Genomic DNA, 16248 nt, shown 5'->3' with positions numbered 1-16248 from the left:
GCTCTACTCCCCGTCCTCGAGGACGACGTCGCCGCCCTTGATGTGGCGGGCCGGGTTGAGGCCCTGCTCCATCAGGTCGACCGCCCACAGCATCGACTGGACGCCCTCCAGCTTCGCCAGGCCCGGCGTGGGCCCGAGACGGAAGCCGCCGGGCTGCGGCTTGCCGGACGCCGCGTACGGCAGGAAGTCGAGCGGGCTCTCGCCGGGGCTGGGGTAGACGACGCAGTCGGACAGCACGGCGAGCGGGAACAGCCCGGTCATCTTCGCCATGTTGTTGAGTTTGCGGTGCATGTTGACGCGGGCCTTGGAGATGACGGCGGCGCGGATGTCGGGGCGCCAGGTCGGCCGCTCCAGGGCCGGCCACCGCTCCCCTTCCTTGTAGTGCCGTCCCTGGGGGCGCTCGCGGAGCTTGCCGATGCCACCCTTAACCGTGGCCTTGATCGCGGACAGCACCGCGGCCAGGGCCGGGTCGGTCTGCTTGTGCTGCTCCATCGCGGCCAGGAACTCGGGGTCGGTGAGGTCCTTGGTGACGCCGAGGTCGGCGAGCGTGTCGACGTAGGCGCTCTTGAGGCGGTCGTGCCACGGGTCCAGGTACGCGCCAGTCTCGCGGCGCAGGAACGCCTCGATCGGATGCACGTCGTAGCCGAGCTCCTGGGCGTAGGCGACGGTGTGCGTCTGGTACCAGGCCGGGCCCGTCGGGCGGGATCCGTCCGGGGTGAACGGGCTGGGCAGCCGCTCATCGAGCTCGATGTGGGAGAGGTCGACGAGCCAGCTGCCGGGGATCTTCGGATTGAACGCCGGGGCGTGGAAGTGGTCCGGGGCGCTGAGTCCGACGACCAGTCGGGCCGCGGCCGCCAGAAAGGCGGTGTTCAGGTCGAGGCCGACGGCGAAGGGCTTGTTGTCCTCATCGCCGAGGGTGTCCACGTCCCGCACCCACTGGTAGGCCTCCTCGTTGAGGAACCCGCCCGTCCAGCCGGAGTTCACCACGACGGGATGCTCGGCGGTGGCCTCCGGCGGCGCCGGGTCCATCGGCTGCGTGCCGAGCGAGCCCGGGTTGTGGCTGGAGATCCAGTTCCCGGTCGTCTCGTCGCGCTCGGGCTTCGTCGGCGGGCGCAGCGCCGTCATCAGTTCCAGGCCCGAGACGGCCGTGGAGCCGCGCGGGGTGATGACGCGCTGGGCGTACACGCCCAGGACGCGGGCGATGTCGGCCGGGTGCATCTCGGCGACGCCGGGCCAGGCCCGCTCATCGAGGGCGTCCCACGACAGGATCGCCAACTGCACGCACTGCCGCTCACGGCCCTGCGCCTTGCGGTAGATCCGCGCCCACGGTCCGAAGCCGCGCTGGGTGAGCTGCCACTTCGCCTTCGCCACCTGCTTCACGACCGGATGGTCCTCGGGCAGCCGCAGAGAGCGGCGCTGCTCGTGGCCCTCCAGGCGCTCGGGCAGCCCGAGCTTCACGGCGGCCGCGGCGGTGAGCACGATCAGCGGGTCGGAGTCCTTGCCGTAGCGGTTGAGCTTCGCCGCTCCCAGACCGGACTCGCGCAGCGTCCATTCCACGAGCTCCACCACCGTGGTGGCCGGGCAGTCCAGCACGATCCCGTCGACGCCGTACGCGCAGCCGTCACCGTCCAGGACGGCGAGCGGGCCGTGCGGGAACCGCGGGTCGAGGGCGGGCTTCGCCGCCTTCTTCGCCGCAGGCCGCCGTGACGACGAACCCGGGCGTGCGGCGCGTTCCGGGGCGGGCTGCTCAGCGGCCGGCACGCTGCTTTCCGGGGCGACGGCCGCGGGGGCAGCGGTGGGGCCGGTGAAGGCGGCCGGGGTCGCGGGCTGCGGCACTGCGCTCGGCGGCGGAGTGGGAGCGGCGGGGCCGGTGTGCGCGGGGTACTTCTCGGCCCAGCCCTTCAGCAGCCGCTGATAGGCCTCCAGGCGCGGGGACTTCGGCTCGGAGCGGCCGTTCTCGTAGTTCTTCACCGTCTGCGTCGACGTCTTCAGTGCCGTCGCGAGACGGGCCTGGGTGATGCCGGCGGCCTCGCGCAGCCGGGCACGTTCCGCCGGGGGCGGGAGCTGCGGCTCCTCCTCCAGCAGGGCGTCGATGTTCGCGAACAGCTCTTCCTCAGATGCCATGCGTCTCTACCTCCACCGCAGACACTAGCATCTCTTACCCTGACCTTTAACCCATTCCTTTAACCCGTACGAATTCATTGAGGGGTGCAGGGTGGACGCCCACATCGGGTCTGGAACTCGCGGGAACCCGCAGGTGTGACGCTCTTCCCTCGGCAACGCGGCGAGCGGTGAGCCGATTGGCCATTGGAGGAGCACCCATCCCGCTGTCTGTCCCTCGGAGCGACCGCCGGAAACCGGCACCGCATCCGAGCACGTCGTGACACGCTGGCCGTCACCACGCACTGAGCGCACGGCACCACCAGGGGGCAGGGTGTACCAATTTCCCGATGACATCACCGATCTCGGACCGGTCGATCCCCTGGAATGGGAGACCCTCCAGACCTTGAGCCTGACGTGCACCCTGTCCCAGGCTCAGTGGCAGGCCGCACAGGCAGCGACCCATGTCACCGACGTCCAGATCGAACTCCTCACCAGCCCCGCGGGCGAAGCCGTCCCTCCGCTGTACGCCCACACCGTCAAGGAGCTCGCAACCCTCGCCTCACGCCACGACGACCAGGTCAGCGCCGTCGCATGGCGCCACGCCAGCGCCCGCCTCGTGCTGGGCATCAGCCTCCTGGACCGGCTGCTGCGCGGCGCCCCGCCCCTGACCGTCAAGACCATTGGCGACCTCGCAGCCGGCGACCCCACCCTCGGCCTGCTCCAGGACCTCCTGGGCGAACCCCTCGAGCGGTGCTCCGCCATCCGCACCGACCTGCCGCCGTACGAAGAACGCGCGGAACTGCGCGACAGACTGGCAGCGATCTTTACCTTCGCCACCGAGGACCACGACAAGGTCCGCGAGCGCCGCCTGGGAGACAGGCCGCAGGACACTGCGTGGGATGGGCTGCTGGAGTCGGCCTTCAGCGTGGGCGAGCAGCTCCCGTACGACATCTCCTACTGGCTCGACCACCGCGACGAGTGACGCAGCGCCCATGGGCGTTGACGCCGGCCATGGAAAAGCTGAAGGCCCTCACCCGCTGGTTGAGCCGCCAGCCGGAGCTGTTGCGCAACCGGCCGTGACCAGCGCCCGCGAGCCCGGACGTACTCCTCTTGCTCATCATCAGCGACGGACCGACTCGTGCTCGGTGTCGCCCTCGTAGAGCCCGAGGGGCCCGGTCTCTGCAGGCCGGCTGGCGCCGAGGACGAGGGCTCCCCTCATCCGGTGCGGTGCATAGATCCCGTGTTCCCCCCGGTCGTCTGGGAGGGCAGGCCTGCGGGCGCGACCGGCCGGAACTTGGCCAGACACAGCCCGCACAGCAGCGGCCCCTGTTCGTAGAAGTGCGGGGTGACCTGGTGACGTCGGGGCACAGGGGTGCACTCGCAGACGATCGCGAAGCGGGAACCGGAGCGCCCGCCGCGCGGCGGCGCGACGGCCTGGACGGTGGCCTGGAGCTGGACGGCGGCCGCGCCGTCGAGGGTGGTGATCACCTCAGCCCACTTCTTGGCTTCGATGTCGGGCAGCGGGCAGCGGCCCATGCCGATGACCTTGGCGGCCCTAGCGGGTGGGGTCAGCCCGACCTCGAGGGCGAGGCGGCCGTACCGCTTGTTGTGCCAGCGCCGGTCCCCTCCGCTGACGTCGACGATGCCGCGGGTGAGGGCCAGGCCGTGCGCGGCGTGGTGCAGCAGCCCCTCCATCATGGGACGGCCGCCAAGCCCGAGGGTGCCGGAGGACACCTGCAGTTCCATGGTCAGATGCTCGTCGCGGACGAAGCGTCGACTGGTGCGCAGTGCCGTGCACTTGGTCGGGTCCTGCACGCCGGCGGTGGGCGGGGTGGTGACGGAGATATCCGGGACGCCGTCGAAGCGTCGCTGGATCTCCCGCCACGCGGTCTCGATGGCGCTGATGATGACCGCGCCGTGGACGACGGACGCTGTCGCCGACAGCGCCGGCTCTGCCGCAGGGGCGGCGGGGGCGCCGGCGAAGAGAGTCAGGTCGCTCACGAGTTGCTGCCTTCGAGCTGGGCGGACGCGGGAGGTCCGCAGTTTGAGGTCGGTGATGTGGTCGGCGCGGGCCGAGGCGCCGGGCAGGCCCGCGTGGGTCTGGATGTTGCTCTCTGGGCTGGGGCGCGTGTCGCGGGCAGCGCAGCAGCGTGTCCTTCAGCCTCCGGGATGAGCTTGAACTAGTTGGGGTCCTGGCGCGCAATCTGTTCGACGAGCGGGAGGAGCCGCCCCAGGGCTTGCTGGCAGTTCGCGGCGGTGCGGACGGCCGCCTCCCGCGCATCGATGGGGGCCTGTGCCGGAATCTGGGCGGAGGCGTAAAACCTGAGGTCGCGAAGCACCTCGTGCCGGGCCTGTGGGGGCAGGTCGAGGATGTCCCGCTCCTCGACGGTGAACTGGCCGTACTTCTGCGTCGTCAGGGCTTGGAGCATCTGCCAGGTCTGGTCTCCGTCGTGCATGATGCGGCTCAGCACGACGTTCTTCTTCATGTCCGCCGACACGTTCATCATGTCGACGATGCGCGGGGTCTTGCGCTTGTCGTTGGGCTTGCGGGGCTTGTGGGCCTTGTTGCGTCCCATCTCGCCTACCTTCAGTTGCTGGTCTGTGTCAGTCCAACGACGGAGCGAGGTCCAAGTGACAGGGCCGCCGATCGAGTTCCCCCCTCCCTTTCTGGCACCGACGTCCCGCTACCGGGGGCTCGTTCTCTGTGCGTAGCTTCGCCAGCACGGGCCGTGTAACGTCCCCGTCAGCAGTCGTGGTTCCGAAGTACCGCCCGTGGACCTCACGTTCACGGGCCGTTTGCTGTTCACAGTCTCTGAGGACCAGGACGACCACCTCCGGCTCCCGCACGGTGTGGGAGCCGACTTCGAGTCCCCTTGGAGGACGCATGGCCATCGGAACCGTCAAGTGGTTCAACGCGGAAAAGGGCTTCGGCTTCATCGAGCAGGAGGGTGGCGGCCCGGACGTCTTCGCCCACTACTCGAACATCAACGCCTCCGGCTTCCGTGAGCTCCTCGAAGGCCAGAAGGTGAACTTCGACGTCACCCAGGGCCAGAAGGGCCCGCAGGCGGAGAACATCACCCCCGCCTGAGCCACAGCACGTCGATGCCCGCTCCGGTAAGCCGGGGCGGGCATCTGCATGTGTACGGCGGCCTGCAGAGTCCCGGTGATCGGACCGAAGCAGCGATTCGCTGTGGCCGCTGGAGGTTCCGGAAAGATCGGCGGCGGCGCGTGGATGGGCGACACTGGTCAGGCCCGGCGGGGAAGGGGGACGAACCCGTGACGAGCCCCGCCGGGTCATCGACGCCGGCGGCCGCCGTGGCGGTCACAGGTCGAGGACAGCGCTCAGGGCTGAGCCGATCCGGGCCATCGCGTCGGGGCCGACGTCGCCGTGCAGCGTGGCGTCCTTGAATCGCGTCGCCACGGCGAGTTGCTGAAGATTCATGGCGACGGCCGTGCGGTGCACAGGCTCGGTGATCTCCACGGACATCACGGTGTCCGGGTAGCGGCCCGCCGGGTGCAGCACGATCGCCAGGACCGCGCCGTACGCCTCGTCGAGCCCGGTCAGGGAGACGACCAGGACGTCCCGGCCGTCACCGAGGGTCCACACCTGACCACGCTTGATCTCCTCACTCACAGGCTGTCGCCCTCGCCCGCGAGGTCCTGGCCCACGCCGAGCTCGGCGAGCTGCCGGGCGGCGTCGAGGGTCGCGGCGCGGCGGGCGGCGCGCACCACGTAGGCGTTCACGCTCATGCCGGCCGCGTCGGCGGCCTGCTTGATCGAGGGGGCCAGGTCGTCGGGGACTCGGAGCGTCATCGCGGTAATCGACATGCCACCAGATTAGACACCGCAATGTGGTGGCGTCACGGGCGAGGCGAGAAACGAGGGTCTTCGGCTCGATCTAGAAATCGAACATCTGATCCAATGGGGGTATGGGCACTCAGACGATTCCGGATGATCTCGTGCGTACTCAGGTCGACGCGCTGCGCACCTACGAAGCGCTCGCGCGCACAGCCAACGGGCGCTCGCGTACCGCGCTGCGCCGCCTCCTGGTCCAGCTCACCGCACGCGTGGACGCACACCCGCACTGGCAGGGCCGCACTCCCCCGCCGGGCGCCCGCTTCGAGGTACGGCGCCGCGCCCGCGACCGGATCGCGGGCGCGCGGGAAACGGCCCGGACATGACCTCTCAACAGCGGAAGCAGCGGACGCACGGCGAGGACCCGGCGACATGGCTGGAGGCTCAGGAGCCCACCCAAGCACCGCCGTGGCGGGCGGACATGGGGCCGCAGCCGCAGGTGTTCACGTGGCCGCACGGAGACCGGCCCGCGTTCTACGTCCAGGTCGGCACGGATTGGCGGTACGCGCCCGTGGGAGCGCGCTACGAGTGGCCCGACGGCAGGATCTCGTACGCGGTCGAGGTCTCGGTGGGTGAGCGCGGCAGCAGCCGCGTGTTCCGCACGTACTGGTGGCCGAGCCCGCGGCTGCGTCGCGCGCACGGCAGCCGGGTGCCGGCCTCCACCTCCGGGCGGGGCGGCGCGTACGGGACGATGCCCGCGCTGCACGACTCCCGACCCACACGCGGCCGGACACGGCAGAGGCCCGGTCCGCCGCAGCACGGGGGATGACCGCGACGGACCGAGGATCCGCACCGTACCGCCCGGCTCCGGGCCTCACACCCGGAATCGGGTGGTCCCCAGGGGGAGTTCAACCTGGTCTTGAAGCGCTGCTGTGCGTGGCCGCGCAGGCCTTCGGGGCAGGACTCACACGCCCTGCGCCATCAGGACAGCTCCTCGCGGCAGCGCTGCTTGGGTGCCTCGCGTCAGGACGTGCCGTGCCCGGGTCAGGTCACGACCTGGAGCAGTCGATTTCACGGATCGCCTCCGCCGCCCGGAGGTTGTGGCGAGCATGGACGCATGACGACTCCTGCATACGTACCGGTCATGGAGCTCATCCGCGCGGGCCTGGACCCCGCCAGTCATCAGGAGGGCGTCCACGCCCCCGTGGATCTGCCGACTGGCCGGGTCGTGGCGGCCGCCGCCCGCGCTGATGTGGACGACGATGGCATGCGGAACATCTCCCTGCTCGCGGCCGGCATCGCCATGGCGGCCATCGGGCTCACCGCGGAGCTGGCCGGGCGGCGCGGACAGGAGCCCGAGGAGTTCCTGGACTCGATGGAGGGCGCCGCCCGTTCCGACGACGGGTTCGACGGCAACGGCGAACTGGTCCAGGTGCTGCGCGGCATGCTCAGCGACCAGGGCGCGGCCGCCTCAGAGCTCATGGGGCAGATCTTTGCCCGCGACCAGGCGCAACTTTTTGACCTGTTGGTCGAGTTCGGCGCCTACTGCGGCACCTGCATCAAACTCCTGGAGCGCGTGTTCCAGGTCCCTGTCGACGAGGTCCTCCAGGACCTCGAGGACATGCTGAAAGAGACGAGCCCGTCATCGTAGGACCGGCCGGCGAACGGGCCGGGCCGGAAGTCGCTGATGGATCAACGGGAGGGAACGCAATGACCTACGAGGACCGCACCTACCACGGCATCAGGGTTGGCCCCGAGAGCGAACGGGGCGACGACGAAAAATGGGAACCGGCCCGAATCCTGGTCGAGAAGCCCGAGTTCGGCCCCACCCAGCGTCAGTCGGTGACGCTGCTGCGCGAGCTCGCCGAGCCGGAGGACCGCGGTTTCGGCTGGGGCTACAACGGCGGCGGCACCAGTGTCGCGGCCGCCGCGATCCTCGCCGACGCACTTGACCTCGGCGACCCCGACGTGAGCGGCATCGGCTTCCTGTCTCCCGCCGAGGACGACGTGCTGTCGCAACTGCGGGAGGACTTCTGCGACGACGTCCTGTCCCAGCTCTGCGACCAGTGGCGGCTGCGCCGCGGCGTCATCCTGCGCTGGTCGCGGGCCTGGTACCTGCAGCGCGGCATCACCGACCTGCCCGCCGCCCTGACGGAGCTCCCGCCGCTCCAGAGCCAGACCTCCTGATCATGGGATCGGTGAAAGCCGCGCGGACGCGCCGCTCCTGGTGGGGCCGCCTGGCCGACACCCTCCGCGGTCGGGACACCGCGGCGCCCGCCGCATCGGCTGTCCCGTTCAACAGCCCGGAGTGGAAGGTCGATCCCGACACAGAGGACTGGTGCTATCTGCCACCCAGCTCTCCGGCCGGGCAGCAGGAGATCCAGGTGTGCGCGCCCGACGGCTACGACTTCGCCCGCCTGGTCTGGCAGGCCTGCGAGCAATGCCGCCTCGGGCTGATCCTGAAGATCAGAGTCACCGGGCCGTGGCAGCGTCACGGATACGGCTCGCGCATGGTCTGCCTCGCCCTGCTCGGCTGTGACGGGTACCGGTGGACCACGACGCCGCAGTTCGAGGACGGCCGATCGTTCTTCCCCGCCCTCACCGAGACAACCGGTGTGGCCTTCTCCCCGCACTCCGAACTGTGCGAGCACATGAAGCTGCGAGAGCGACGGCATGCCCACCCCCAGCAGCAGATCGATCCGCCGCCCAGATAGCCGGATGGCTCGCAGAGCGGCTCGACGCGCGAGCCGCTCTGCGCTGGACGATACGAGTTAGACCTGCATATAGCGTCGTTATATGGAGGAAAAGGAAGTCGCGCAGGCGCAGTGGCATGCCCTCACCGAGAAGGTGCAGCAGGAGGGGCTCACACCCGAGAGCGAGACCGCGGTGCACGACACGATCGTGCGACTGGCTGCGGCCCACGGCATTGAGCTGGTCCCCGTCGACCCGATCACCGGCCAACCGCTGCTGGCTTCGTTCACTTCAATCGACAGCGTTTGTCTGTCAGTTCGGGAGTCGTCCGGTGCTCTTCCGTAGCGGAAATGTTCACGGGAATTGAAGTCGCTGCGTGGGGTGTCCCGCTCTCCTGGGGATCTGTTCCGGTAACAGCACTTGCGCGGCGATCTATGAGAACGCGATCCTGGCAAGCTGAGCAGACGCGTGGGTCGCCGGCTGCCGGGGTGGCTCGTTGGGGCTCACCGTGGCGGTCGCAGGCGTACGGTCGAGGAGTGGACTACAAAAGACGGGCGAGGCTGGCCTCTCAACAACGAGTCGATCATGCCGAGCAGTGCGCGACTCGATGCCTTGCTGAGTCCGAGAAGCACACGGCCGCCGCAGAAGTCGGCAATCCGGCCTTCCATACCCGTATGAGCACCCTGTACCTCGACATGGGTGAGGTGCATCGATCATCAGCGAAGCGGCAACGGGCCACCGCCGCTCTCCTGCACAGCCCTCAGGTCTTTGAACGCTACCCATGCCCCTGAGTGCCTGTTTGAGGAGAGGCCGCAGGAGTGGCCCTGCTGAGGGGGGCTCAACAGGGCCACTCCTGGGCTGTGCCCTTATTGCCAAAGGCACCGGAAGGGTGAGATCGCCGTCCTGAGGTCTTGGGACGTCTAGGTGCACGGCTATTGCGGCCAGCCCACGATCTCGTCCTTCTCTTCAACCATCGCATGGCTGCCGGGTGGTTGAGCGGGCGTTGGTGGAACCGGGTCCGCTCAACCGGTGGGCGTGCATACTTGGTCCAACACCCGGGTACACGTGAACAACGACTGGGCGGCCGAGACCCCGCTTGGCCTGGTGGCGGCCACCGCCCAGCCAGATCACTGACGGCAGGGCGGCGGCCGCGGGCGCGATCCCCCAAAGCTCCCCACTTCGGGCTTCGCGCGGGACATTCTCCCCGGGTGGCCGACGGAGTGCGGGAGTACTCCGTCGGCCTGGCCGTTTTCCGGGAGAACGCGGTCGATTGCTGTCCTGTTCGGAGCGTAAGCGCCGGGCTTCTTTACGGACAGAGGCCGGTTGGGCCGGGACGAACCGATCAGGGAGCTTCCAGGGCGGACAAGGGGCTGCAGTCACGCGGGGGGCCGCAAGGTCACCGTGGTACGACGGGCAGGAGTTCGTTGAGGCCGGTGCGGTGGAGAGCTTCACAAACGGGTGCGCTCACGGCGAGGAGAGAGAGGCTGCCGCCGACGTGGTTGGCGGCGTGCCTGATTCCCAGGAGGGTGAACAGGCTTCCATTGTCGCACCAGGTGACGGCGGAGAGGTCGAGACAGAGGTGCCGGCCGCCGCGTTCGAGAGTGCGGACGACGGTACTGATCAACTCGCCAATACTGCTGGTGTCCAGTTCACCGGCGAGGGCGAACACGCAGAAATGGGCGCCGTCGGGCGAGACCTGGTGGGTGGTCAAGCGGTCCATGCCGATGCGATGCCCTCCGCGAGCCCCGCCCAAAGCGGACGGGGAAAGTGTTGCCTTCGGTGTTCAGCGGCGGTCGGCGGGGGAGGCGGTCCGGCCGTCACCGGACGTCGTCAGCCGGACCGGGCGGGTTCCGCGGTCTTCGCCCGCGTGGATGCCAGGCGGTAGGAGTCGGTGCCCGTCTCGATGATCGTGCCGTTGAACGTGAGCCGGTCGACGATGGCCGCGCACAGCCGCGGGTCCGTGAACGTCTTCGTCCAGCCGCCGAAGGACTCGTTCGAGGCGATCGCGACGCTGTTCTTCTCCTCGCGCTCGGTCAGGACCTGGAACAGCAACTCCGCGCCGCGCCGGTCCAGTTCCATGTAGCCCAGCTCATCGATACAGAGCAGGTCGACACGGCCGTAGCGGGCGATGGTCTTGTTGAGCTGCTTCTCATCGGCTGCCTCGACCAGCTCGTTCACCAGCTTCGTGGCGAGCGTGTAGCGGACCCGGAAGCCCTTCATCGCGGCCTCGGTGCCCAGCGCGATCAGCATGTGCGACTTGCCGGTGCCGGAATCGCCGATCAGGCAGAGCGGCTGTCCCTTGTTGACCCACTCGCAGCTGGCGAGGGTGTGGATGGTGGCGGCGTCGATGTTCACGTTCGCGGCGAAGTCGAAGCTGCGCAGGGACTTCTCCCTGGGGAAGTTGGCGGCCTTGATCCGGCGTTCCGAGCGGCGGCGGGCCCGGTCGTCGCACTCGGCCATCAGCAGCTCGGCGAGGAAGCCGCGGTAGCTCATCTGCTCCTTGAGCGCCCGGTCGGCGATCTCGGAGAACTCCTTGCGGATCGAGGGCAGCCGCAGCATGCGGCAGGCGGTGTCGATGGCGGCGTCGGCGGCCTGCTCGGTCAGACCTCGCTGGCGGGGAACGGTCACTGGGCTTCTCCCTCTCGCTGGTCACCACCGCTGTCGCGACGGTGTCGGAGCAACTGGTCATAGGGCGTCACCGACGGCAACGGCCGGGTGTCCGGCGGCAGATGCGCCAGCCTCCACTCATGCAAGAACGTCACGTTCGCCGACGCCCGGCCCACCGATTCGGGCGCCAGGACGGCCGGTGCAGGCGGCTCGTCCTCGCTCTGGGCCGTCTTGCGTGTCTCCAGGGCGACCGCGTCCGCGGTCAGCGCGCCGGCCCGCAGGGCGGTGGCAAGCCCGGCGACCAGGTACTCGTGAGGAATGTGCCGCCCCAGCAGCAGCACCTCGATCAATGCCCGGGTGCCGTCGCGCTCGCCGTGGACCCTGACGGCCTGGGCCCACCAGGCGTCGTGGACCGGGGTGAACTTGCCCGCGGAGCGGGCCTGTTCCAGCGCCGTCGCGCCGGGAAGGGCACCCGGTTTACGGACCAGCGCCTCCAGGTAGTGGTCCAGCTCCAGGCGGCAGCCGCCCTTGGCGATCAGCCGTTCATGCCGGGCAACTTCCATATTCTGGTCGTAAACGACCAGGTGAGAAGCATGCAGCACCACGCGGACCCGCTTGCCGATCAGACGGACCGGAACCGAGTAGCGGTTCGTCCTGACCTCGATCTGGCTGTAGCGATCGACCCGGGGCGTGAACACCCGGCCCGTCTCGAACGGCTCCTCGGGCAGCGGCAGCAGCAGCGGCTGTTCGAGCGCGAAGCACTCATCGATCGTCCGCGGACGGGATCCGATCCGGCGCCGTCCGTCGTGCAGATCCCACTGATCGACCATCTCGTTCAGTTCCGCGAGCGAGGCCACCTCCGGCACCGGGGCGAAGTGATTGCGCCGGAAGTACCCGATCTGCCCCTCGACGCCGCCCTTCTCATGAGCCCCCTCGATGCCCGGGCGGCAATAGAAACTCTCGATGCCGAAGTGCGACTTGAAGGCGATCCACCGGTCGCTCTCCACCCGCGCCCGGCTCAGCCCCAGCACCTGCGCGACGGCCGCCTTGAGATTGTCGTAACGGATCTTGTCCCGCGGGACCCCGCCCAGCGCCCGCAGCGCGTGAACGTGCCCTTCGAAGAAGGCTTCCTGGCCGCAGGACGCGAACACCCGGTGGACGGCCTTGCCCGAATACGACAGGCGCAGGGAGAACAGATAGCAGATCACCAGCTCACCGGCGAGGCGCACGCTCACGTCGCCGAAGTCGACCTCGGCCTCCATACCCGGCTGATGGGTCTGCGGGATGAACGCCTCAAGAGGCGCCTTGCCGGAAGCAGCCAGGACCTCGGGTTTCCGCTCCGCGACGTAGCGCCGGACCATCGGATACGACACGTCAGCGCCGTGCTCCTCGATCAGCCGGTAGAAGATCCGGCTGACCGTGTGCCGCTGCTTACGCGGCGCATCCAGGTCCGCCTGCAAGATCCCGTCAATCACCCCGCGGTACGGATCGACGCCCTTCGCACGCGGCGGAAGCTGCTTGCGCGGCTGCGGCCACGCGGAGTCAACAGCCTTGCGCACCGTCCGCCACGACACGTTGTACTTACGCTCCAGCGCCCGGACCGACATGCCGCCACGGTGGTCACGCCGGATCGCCGCGTACAGCTCGACCTTCGACATCCGCGGCATGACCAGGCCCTTTCACCAGGAACACCTCGATACTGTCCCCGCAAGCACCCAACCGCCTTCAAAACTCGTGAACATCACCCGACCGTGGAACCAGGTGACTCCCAAACCGGTGTACAGCCGTCGCCGCTACTCGTGAACAAAGCCAGTGGCCCAGGTGCGTGGCCTGATTCCGACCAGTGCGGAGGTCTTCCTGCTGGTGGTCGTCTCCGGCCGGCCATTTGCGCTGGAAGCGGAGCGGGTGTCTGTGCCGCCGCTGAGCGACCGGTACGCGGTGCAGCTGGTGCGCAAGGTGGCAGGGCGGGAGAGGTACGCGCTCGCCAAGGAGCGGATGCCGCAGGTGTTGCAGGCGTGTGCGGGTAACGCCTTTGCGCTGAAGGCAGAGGCACTGCGCCTGCTGTCCGAAGGGGGAGAGACGGCAGGCCACGGGCACGCAACCGAGGACACGGCACCCGACCCGCTGCGAGGGGCGGTGCGCGGCGTGTGCGACTGGCTTCGGCCCGGGACGGCGCGGCTCGCGCGGCTGACGGCTCTGGGCGGATGGCCGCTCGTTGATGCCCGGTTGGCTGCTGCGGCGGCCGGCGTCACGCCGCAGGAGGCGGCGGAGATGCTGGCCGAGGCGGCGGAGGCCCAGCTTCTCGAATGCACGGCCGATGACCGGTTCCGGTTTCGGCCTGAAGTGCGGCGCATCCTGGCGGACGCGGCAGGGGCAGAGGACGGCATACCAGCCTGCACCGCAGCCGTGGAGGGCGTACTCGAGCATCTGCTGAACCGCGCCCTAAACGCCGCGCACGCAGCGCTGCCCAGCAGCTGGCGCACCGAACCCGCTCTGGAGAACGGGGAGTTGTGCGATGGCGAGGCACAAGGCATCGCCGTCCTGTCGGCAGAAGCCGCCAACCTGGTTCACGCCGTTGCCGTGGCCGACGAGTACCGGTACGTCGACACGGCGCTGCGTCTGGCCCGTGCCTTGTGGCCGCTCCAACTCAAGGCCGGCCACTGGGACGAGGTACTGCCTGCGCTACGCGTCGCGACCCGCTGCGCCGACCGGCATCGGCCGGACTCACCCATGGCGGGTGCGCTCCATTTCCAGCACGCACACTGCCTCGGAGAGCTGAGGCAGTGGAGCGGCGCCGAGCAGGCTGCGCGTGCCGCCGCTGCGTGCGAGCGAGCAGCCGGGCATCTGCGCGGTGAGGCGTCGGCCGTCGAGCTACTCGGCCTCCTGGAGCTCGCTCAGTGGCGCGATGAGCCTGCCTACGAACATTTCGTCGAGGCGGAAGGCATTCTGGGTCGGATCGGGGCAGGCGAGGAGGGCGCTCAGGACTTGCCGCGGGCGTTGGCCTTGACGGGGCGGCATCGCGGACGGGCATTGCGCGGTATGGGGCGCCTCACGGAATCGAAGGAGCTCCTTGAGGCGGCAGTGGAATTCTTCGCGACGCAGGGAGAGGGCTACAACCAGGCCCGCGCCCTCACGGACCTCGCCGAGACACTCCACTACATGGGCGACGACGACACAGCCCTGAGCCGGATCAGCGAGGCCGAGCGGCTGCTCACTCCTGCCGCGACCCCACACTTGCGCTATCTGGCAAGTCTGCGGCAGCGCTGTGCGGACGTGCAAGGCCCCCAGTGACGTCTACGGCGTGGACGGCCCCGGAGGTGTGAAGTCGAAGGGTGAGGCCATCGGGCGGAACGGAATGGCCTGAAGCCAGCCATGCGTGAAGAGCCGAGGCGCCTGCCGCGGGGTCCACGTCAGCGTCCGGCTGCGAGGCCAAAAGGAACTGCCCGTGCTTCCGAGTGTGCACGCGGCACACGTCATGCTCACTCACGTAGGCGGCGGCCGAACAGTGTGGGTAGAGGTGCAGCGCTTCTGCGGCCCAGGCCGCTGCGCCACCCAGGCGTGCATCGTCTGCGGGGCCGTCCCGAGTGATCACATCGGCCAGTTCCAAGGCGCTGGGGTCGCGGGTCTGTTCGTGCACGGCGAGATGCGTGCTGCCATCCGCGTCGTACGGACTGTACGGCTGAGCGGTCGACCGTGTGATCACGATGTCGGTGCCGCTGATCCGCGTATAGACGTGCAGGGGAACCGTACGGGTCGGCGGGTCGAATGGGGGCAGGGGCAGTGGCTCGAGGAGGGCCGGTGCGGGCGGTTCGGGGAGGTTGAGGAGCGAGTAGAAGTGGCGCCTCAACAGCGGTGCGGACCTGCCTGGGGCTGACGTGATGAACTCGGCGCTGTCCGGCTGCGGGCGATGCCCGGTGATCAGCTGGGTCAGTTGTGCCTCTAGCGGGGCATACGGGTCGAGACGAGGTGCCTGTTCGACGAACGTGGCGAGCGGTGCCTGGGGGTCCAGTCTCCCGTCCCCGGGCGCAGCGATGAGGACGGGTATATCGAGGGCGGAAGCGTAGTAGGACACGGCACCGAAGTCGCCGACGACAGCATCGGCAGCGAGGATGGCCTGCCGCCAGTGGTGCACGGGGTCGATCAGGGCCAGCCCGCTGCGCACGGCCCGGTCGAGCCAGGCGCGTATTTGGCCCGGACCGTGGCCGAACCAAATATTTGGGTGCAGTACGGCGGCGACGCGATAGTCGTCGGCCGGCAGCTCAGTGGCGAGGCGAGGCAGCAGGCTCGGCAGTACGTCGTGCTGCTGGTCGCCGAAGAGGCCCTCGGGGTTCCACGTGGAGTTGATGACGACGAGGCGCTGGCCACGGCGCACCCCAAGCGCGCGCCGGAAACGGGCGCGGTACCGACGAGCGGCGAGCATACGGTCGAAGCAGGGGTCCCCGGCGAGGACGGCGGCGTCTACCGTCGCCGGACACACGCGTCGCAGTCGGTCCAGCTGCTCGGGGTGGGACAGTACGAGTCCGTCCACGAATTGTTCCCCGTTGGGCAGCAGCCATTCCGGGGACAACCCGAAAGTCGGCTCCCGGCTCCCGGCCAGTTTCTTAGTATATCCGACCCCGTGCGAGAGAATGCTCAACTTTCCATTAATCGAGGGGAGTTGGCCGCCAAAGCTTGCAGAGATGGCAAGATCCACTGGGGTGGAGAGGGCTTGTTTCCAGGGCAGTACCGGTAGCCCCAGCGCTGTGAAGAGTTCGCCGATCCCGCCCTGGAAGGCGGAGGACTCGGTCGATGTGGCAAGGAGCTGGATGCGGAAGTCGTCGTGAAACAGCGGCAGGATATCCATCAGTCGGTTGGCAGAGGTGACGTTGTGGACGACGAGGAGGATCCGGTGTTGTGGTGTTCGGCAGGTCCATCGTTCGGCACCGGGCCCGACCGGCACACGTATCGGCGACGAATCGACGGTCCTCACGTGTACCCCTCCCAGGCCTGCGGTTTCGCCATCGAGCGATCACCCTAGCTGTACCGAGCCGCTATCGACGCCAGCTGGGTCCG

At 68.9% G+C, this 16248-nt stretch carries 18 protein-coding genes; 9 read left to right on the top strand and 9 right to left on the bottom strand.

Features of this window, described 5'->3' with window-relative positions:
* Positions 1-3: 3 nt before the first annotated feature.
* The gene (gene tap, locus ACNYS0_RS43960) at positions 4-2124 is read right to left on the bottom strand and encodes a telomere-associated protein Tap (RefSeq protein ID WP_422404969.1); all 2121 of its coding nucleotides are present in this window, start codon (positions 2122-2124) and stop codon (positions 4-6) included.
* A 382-nt stretch (positions 2125-2506) separates the two neighbouring features.
* Here tap and ACNYS0_RS43955 point away from each other — a divergent pair, with 382 nt between their 5' ends.
* Entirely contained in the window at positions 2507-3085 is a 579-nt protein-coding gene (locus tag ACNYS0_RS43955) for a hypothetical protein (RefSeq protein ID WP_422405037.1), read from the top strand.
* A 233-nt stretch (positions 3086-3318) separates the two neighbouring features.
* On the opposite strand, the gene ACNYS0_RS43950 is transcribed toward ACNYS0_RS43955, so the two are convergent.
* Both ACNYS0_RS43950 and ACNYS0_RS43945 read right to left on the bottom strand, forming a co-directional pair.
* Positions 3319-4104, bottom strand: a complete 786-nt coding sequence (locus tag ACNYS0_RS43950) for a hypothetical protein (protein WP_422405036.1) — start codon at positions 4102-4104, stop codon at positions 3319-3321.
* Positions 4105-4283: 179 nt separating this feature from the next.
* Positions 4284-4679, bottom strand: a complete 396-nt coding sequence (locus ACNYS0_RS43945; RefSeq protein WP_422405035.1) for a hypothetical protein — start codon at positions 4677-4679, stop codon at positions 4284-4286.
* A gap of 308 nt (positions 4680-4987) precedes the next feature.
* Between ACNYS0_RS43945 and ACNYS0_RS43940 the strand changes: the two genes are divergently transcribed.
* Positions 4988-5191, top strand: coding sequence for a cold-shock protein (locus ACNYS0_RS43940; RefSeq protein ID WP_422405014.1), 204 nt, complete (start codon positions 4988-4990; stop codon positions 5189-5191).
* Positions 5192-5425: 234 nt separating this feature from the next.
* Here the strand turns inward: ACNYS0_RS43940 and ACNYS0_RS43935 are convergent, their stop codons facing one another.
* Together ACNYS0_RS43935 and ACNYS0_RS43930 are read right to left on the bottom strand one after the other, a co-directional pair.
* Positions 5426-5737 (bottom strand): hypothetical protein, encoded by a 312-nt coding sequence (locus ACNYS0_RS43935; protein ID WP_422405034.1) that lies wholly within the window; start codon positions 5735-5737, stop codon positions 5426-5428.
* Positions 5734-5931, bottom strand: coding sequence for a type II toxin -antitoxin system TacA 1-like antitoxin (locus tag ACNYS0_RS43930; RefSeq protein WP_422405033.1), 198 nt, complete (start codon positions 5929-5931; stop codon positions 5734-5736). The genes ACNYS0_RS43935 and ACNYS0_RS43930 overlap by 4 nt, the downstream gene beginning before the upstream one ends.
* Before the next feature lie 101 nt (positions 5932-6032).
* On the opposite strand from ACNYS0_RS43930, the gene ACNYS0_RS43925 reads away from it, so the two are divergent.
* From ACNYS0_RS43925 to ACNYS0_RS43900, 6 genes are all read left to right on the top strand, one after another.
* Complete coding sequence (locus ACNYS0_RS43925) at positions 6033-6284, top strand: hypothetical protein (RefSeq protein WP_422405032.1); 252 nt, start codon at positions 6033-6035, stop codon at positions 6282-6284.
* On the top strand, positions 6281-6727 hold the full coding sequence (locus tag ACNYS0_RS43920; protein WP_422405031.1) for a hypothetical protein: 447 nt from the start codon (positions 6281-6283) through the stop codon (positions 6725-6727). Before ACNYS0_RS43925 ends, ACNYS0_RS43920 begins: the two co-directional genes overlap by 4 nt.
* A 288-nt stretch (positions 6728-7015) precedes the next feature.
* Positions 7016-7549, top strand: coding sequence for a hypothetical protein (locus ACNYS0_RS43915; protein WP_422405030.1), 534 nt, complete (start codon positions 7016-7018; stop codon positions 7547-7549).
* A 59-nt stretch (positions 7550-7608) separates the two neighbouring features.
* Positions 7609-8085 (top strand): hypothetical protein, encoded by a 477-nt coding sequence (locus ACNYS0_RS43910; protein ID WP_422405029.1) that lies wholly within the window; start codon positions 7609-7611, stop codon positions 8083-8085.
* A gap of 11 nt (positions 8086-8096) precedes the next feature.
* The gene (locus tag ACNYS0_RS43905) at positions 8097-8612 is read left to right on the top strand and encodes a hypothetical protein (RefSeq protein ID WP_422482948.1); all 516 of its coding nucleotides are present in this window, start codon (positions 8097-8099) and stop codon (positions 8610-8612) included.
* A gap of 82 nt (positions 8613-8694) precedes the next feature.
* The gene (locus ACNYS0_RS43900; protein WP_422405027.1) at positions 8695-8934 is read left to right on the top strand and encodes a hypothetical protein; all 240 of its coding nucleotides are present in this window, start codon (positions 8695-8697) and stop codon (positions 8932-8934) included.
* A gap of 1051 nt (positions 8935-9985) precedes the next feature.
* Here the strand turns inward: ACNYS0_RS43900 and ACNYS0_RS43895 are convergent.
* The 3 genes from ACNYS0_RS43895 to istA all read right to left on the bottom strand — a co-directional run bounded on the left by ACNYS0_RS43895 (position 9986) and on the right by istA (position 12854).
* The gene (locus tag ACNYS0_RS43895) at positions 9986-10309 is read right to left on the bottom strand and encodes an STAS domain-containing protein (RefSeq protein ID WP_422482947.1); all 324 of its coding nucleotides are present in this window, start codon (positions 10307-10309) and stop codon (positions 9986-9988) included.
* Positions 10310-10419: 110 nt separating this feature from the next.
* A complete protein-coding gene (istB, locus tag ACNYS0_RS43890) occupies positions 10420-11217 on the bottom strand; it encodes an IS21-like element helper ATPase IstB (protein ID WP_422405025.1) in 798 nt (265 codons plus the stop codon).
* Positions 11214-12854 (bottom strand): IS21 family transposase, encoded by a 1641-nt coding sequence (istA, locus tag ACNYS0_RS43885; protein WP_422482946.1) that lies wholly within the window; start codon positions 12852-12854, stop codon positions 11214-11216. The genes istB and istA overlap by 4 nt, the downstream gene beginning before the upstream one ends.
* 154 nt (positions 12855-13008) lie before the next feature.
* Between istA and ACNYS0_RS43880 the strand changes: the two genes are divergently transcribed.
* Positions 13009-14487, top strand: a complete 1479-nt coding sequence (locus ACNYS0_RS43880; RefSeq protein ID WP_422405023.1) for a tetratricopeptide repeat protein — start codon at positions 13009-13011, stop codon at positions 14485-14487.
* Here ACNYS0_RS43880 and ACNYS0_RS43875 read toward each other — a convergent pair.
* Positions 14408-16165: a hypothetical protein gene (locus ACNYS0_RS43875; RefSeq protein WP_422482945.1), complete on the bottom strand. Its 1758-nt coding sequence runs from the start codon at positions 16163-16165 to the stop codon at positions 14408-14410. The genes ACNYS0_RS43880 and ACNYS0_RS43875 overlap by 80 nt on opposite strands.
* Positions 16166-16248 lie beyond the last annotated feature (83 nt).

The organism is Streptomyces anthophorae (assembly GCF_049310305.1).
Classification (GTDB): Bacteria; Actinomycetota; Actinomycetes; order Streptomycetales; family Streptomycetaceae; genus Streptomyces.
Note: the sequence above shows the minus strand (reverse complement) of the source record. Positions and strands in the feature narration are given on the sequence as shown.

Excerpts from the sequence above, each read along its gene's own strand:
- tap (WP_422404969.1), bottom strand. The coding sequence starts at position 2,124 with ATGGCATCTGAGGAAGAGCTGTTCGCGAACATCGACGCCCTGCTGGAG.
- ACNYS0_RS43915 (WP_422405030.1), top strand. The coding sequence starts at position 7,016 with ATGACGACTCCTGCATACGTACCGGTCATGGAGCTCATCCGCGCGGGC.
- istA (WP_422482946.1), bottom strand. The coding sequence starts at position 12,854 with ATGTCGAAGGTCGAGCTGTACGCGGCGATCCGGCGTGACCACCGTGGC.
- ACNYS0_RS43945 (WP_422405035.1), bottom strand. The coding sequence starts at position 4,679 with ATGGGACGCAACAAGGCCCACAAGCCCCGCAAGCCCAACGACAAGCGC.
- ACNYS0_RS43940 (WP_422405014.1), top strand. The coding sequence starts at position 4,988 with ATGGCCATCGGAACCGTCAAGTGGTTCAACGCGGAAAAGGGCTTCGGC.
- ACNYS0_RS43895 (WP_422482947.1), bottom strand. The coding sequence starts at position 10,309 with ATGGACCGCTTGACCACCCACCAGGTCTCGCCCGACGGCGCCCATTTC.
- ACNYS0_RS43925 (WP_422405032.1), top strand. The coding sequence starts at position 6,033 with ATGGGCACTCAGACGATTCCGGATGATCTCGTGCGTACTCAGGTCGAC.
- ACNYS0_RS43910 (WP_422405029.1), top strand. The coding sequence starts at position 7,609 with ATGACCTACGAGGACCGCACCTACCACGGCATCAGGGTTGGCCCCGAG.
- ACNYS0_RS43920 (WP_422405031.1), top strand. The coding sequence starts at position 6,281 with ATGACCTCTCAACAGCGGAAGCAGCGGACGCACGGCGAGGACCCGGCG.
- ACNYS0_RS43930 (WP_422405033.1), bottom strand. The coding sequence starts at position 5,931 with ATGTCGATTACCGCGATGACGCTCCGAGTCCCCGACGACCTGGCCCCC.
- ACNYS0_RS43900 (WP_422405027.1), top strand. The coding sequence starts at position 8,695 with ATGGAGGAAAAGGAAGTCGCGCAGGCGCAGTGGCATGCCCTCACCGAG.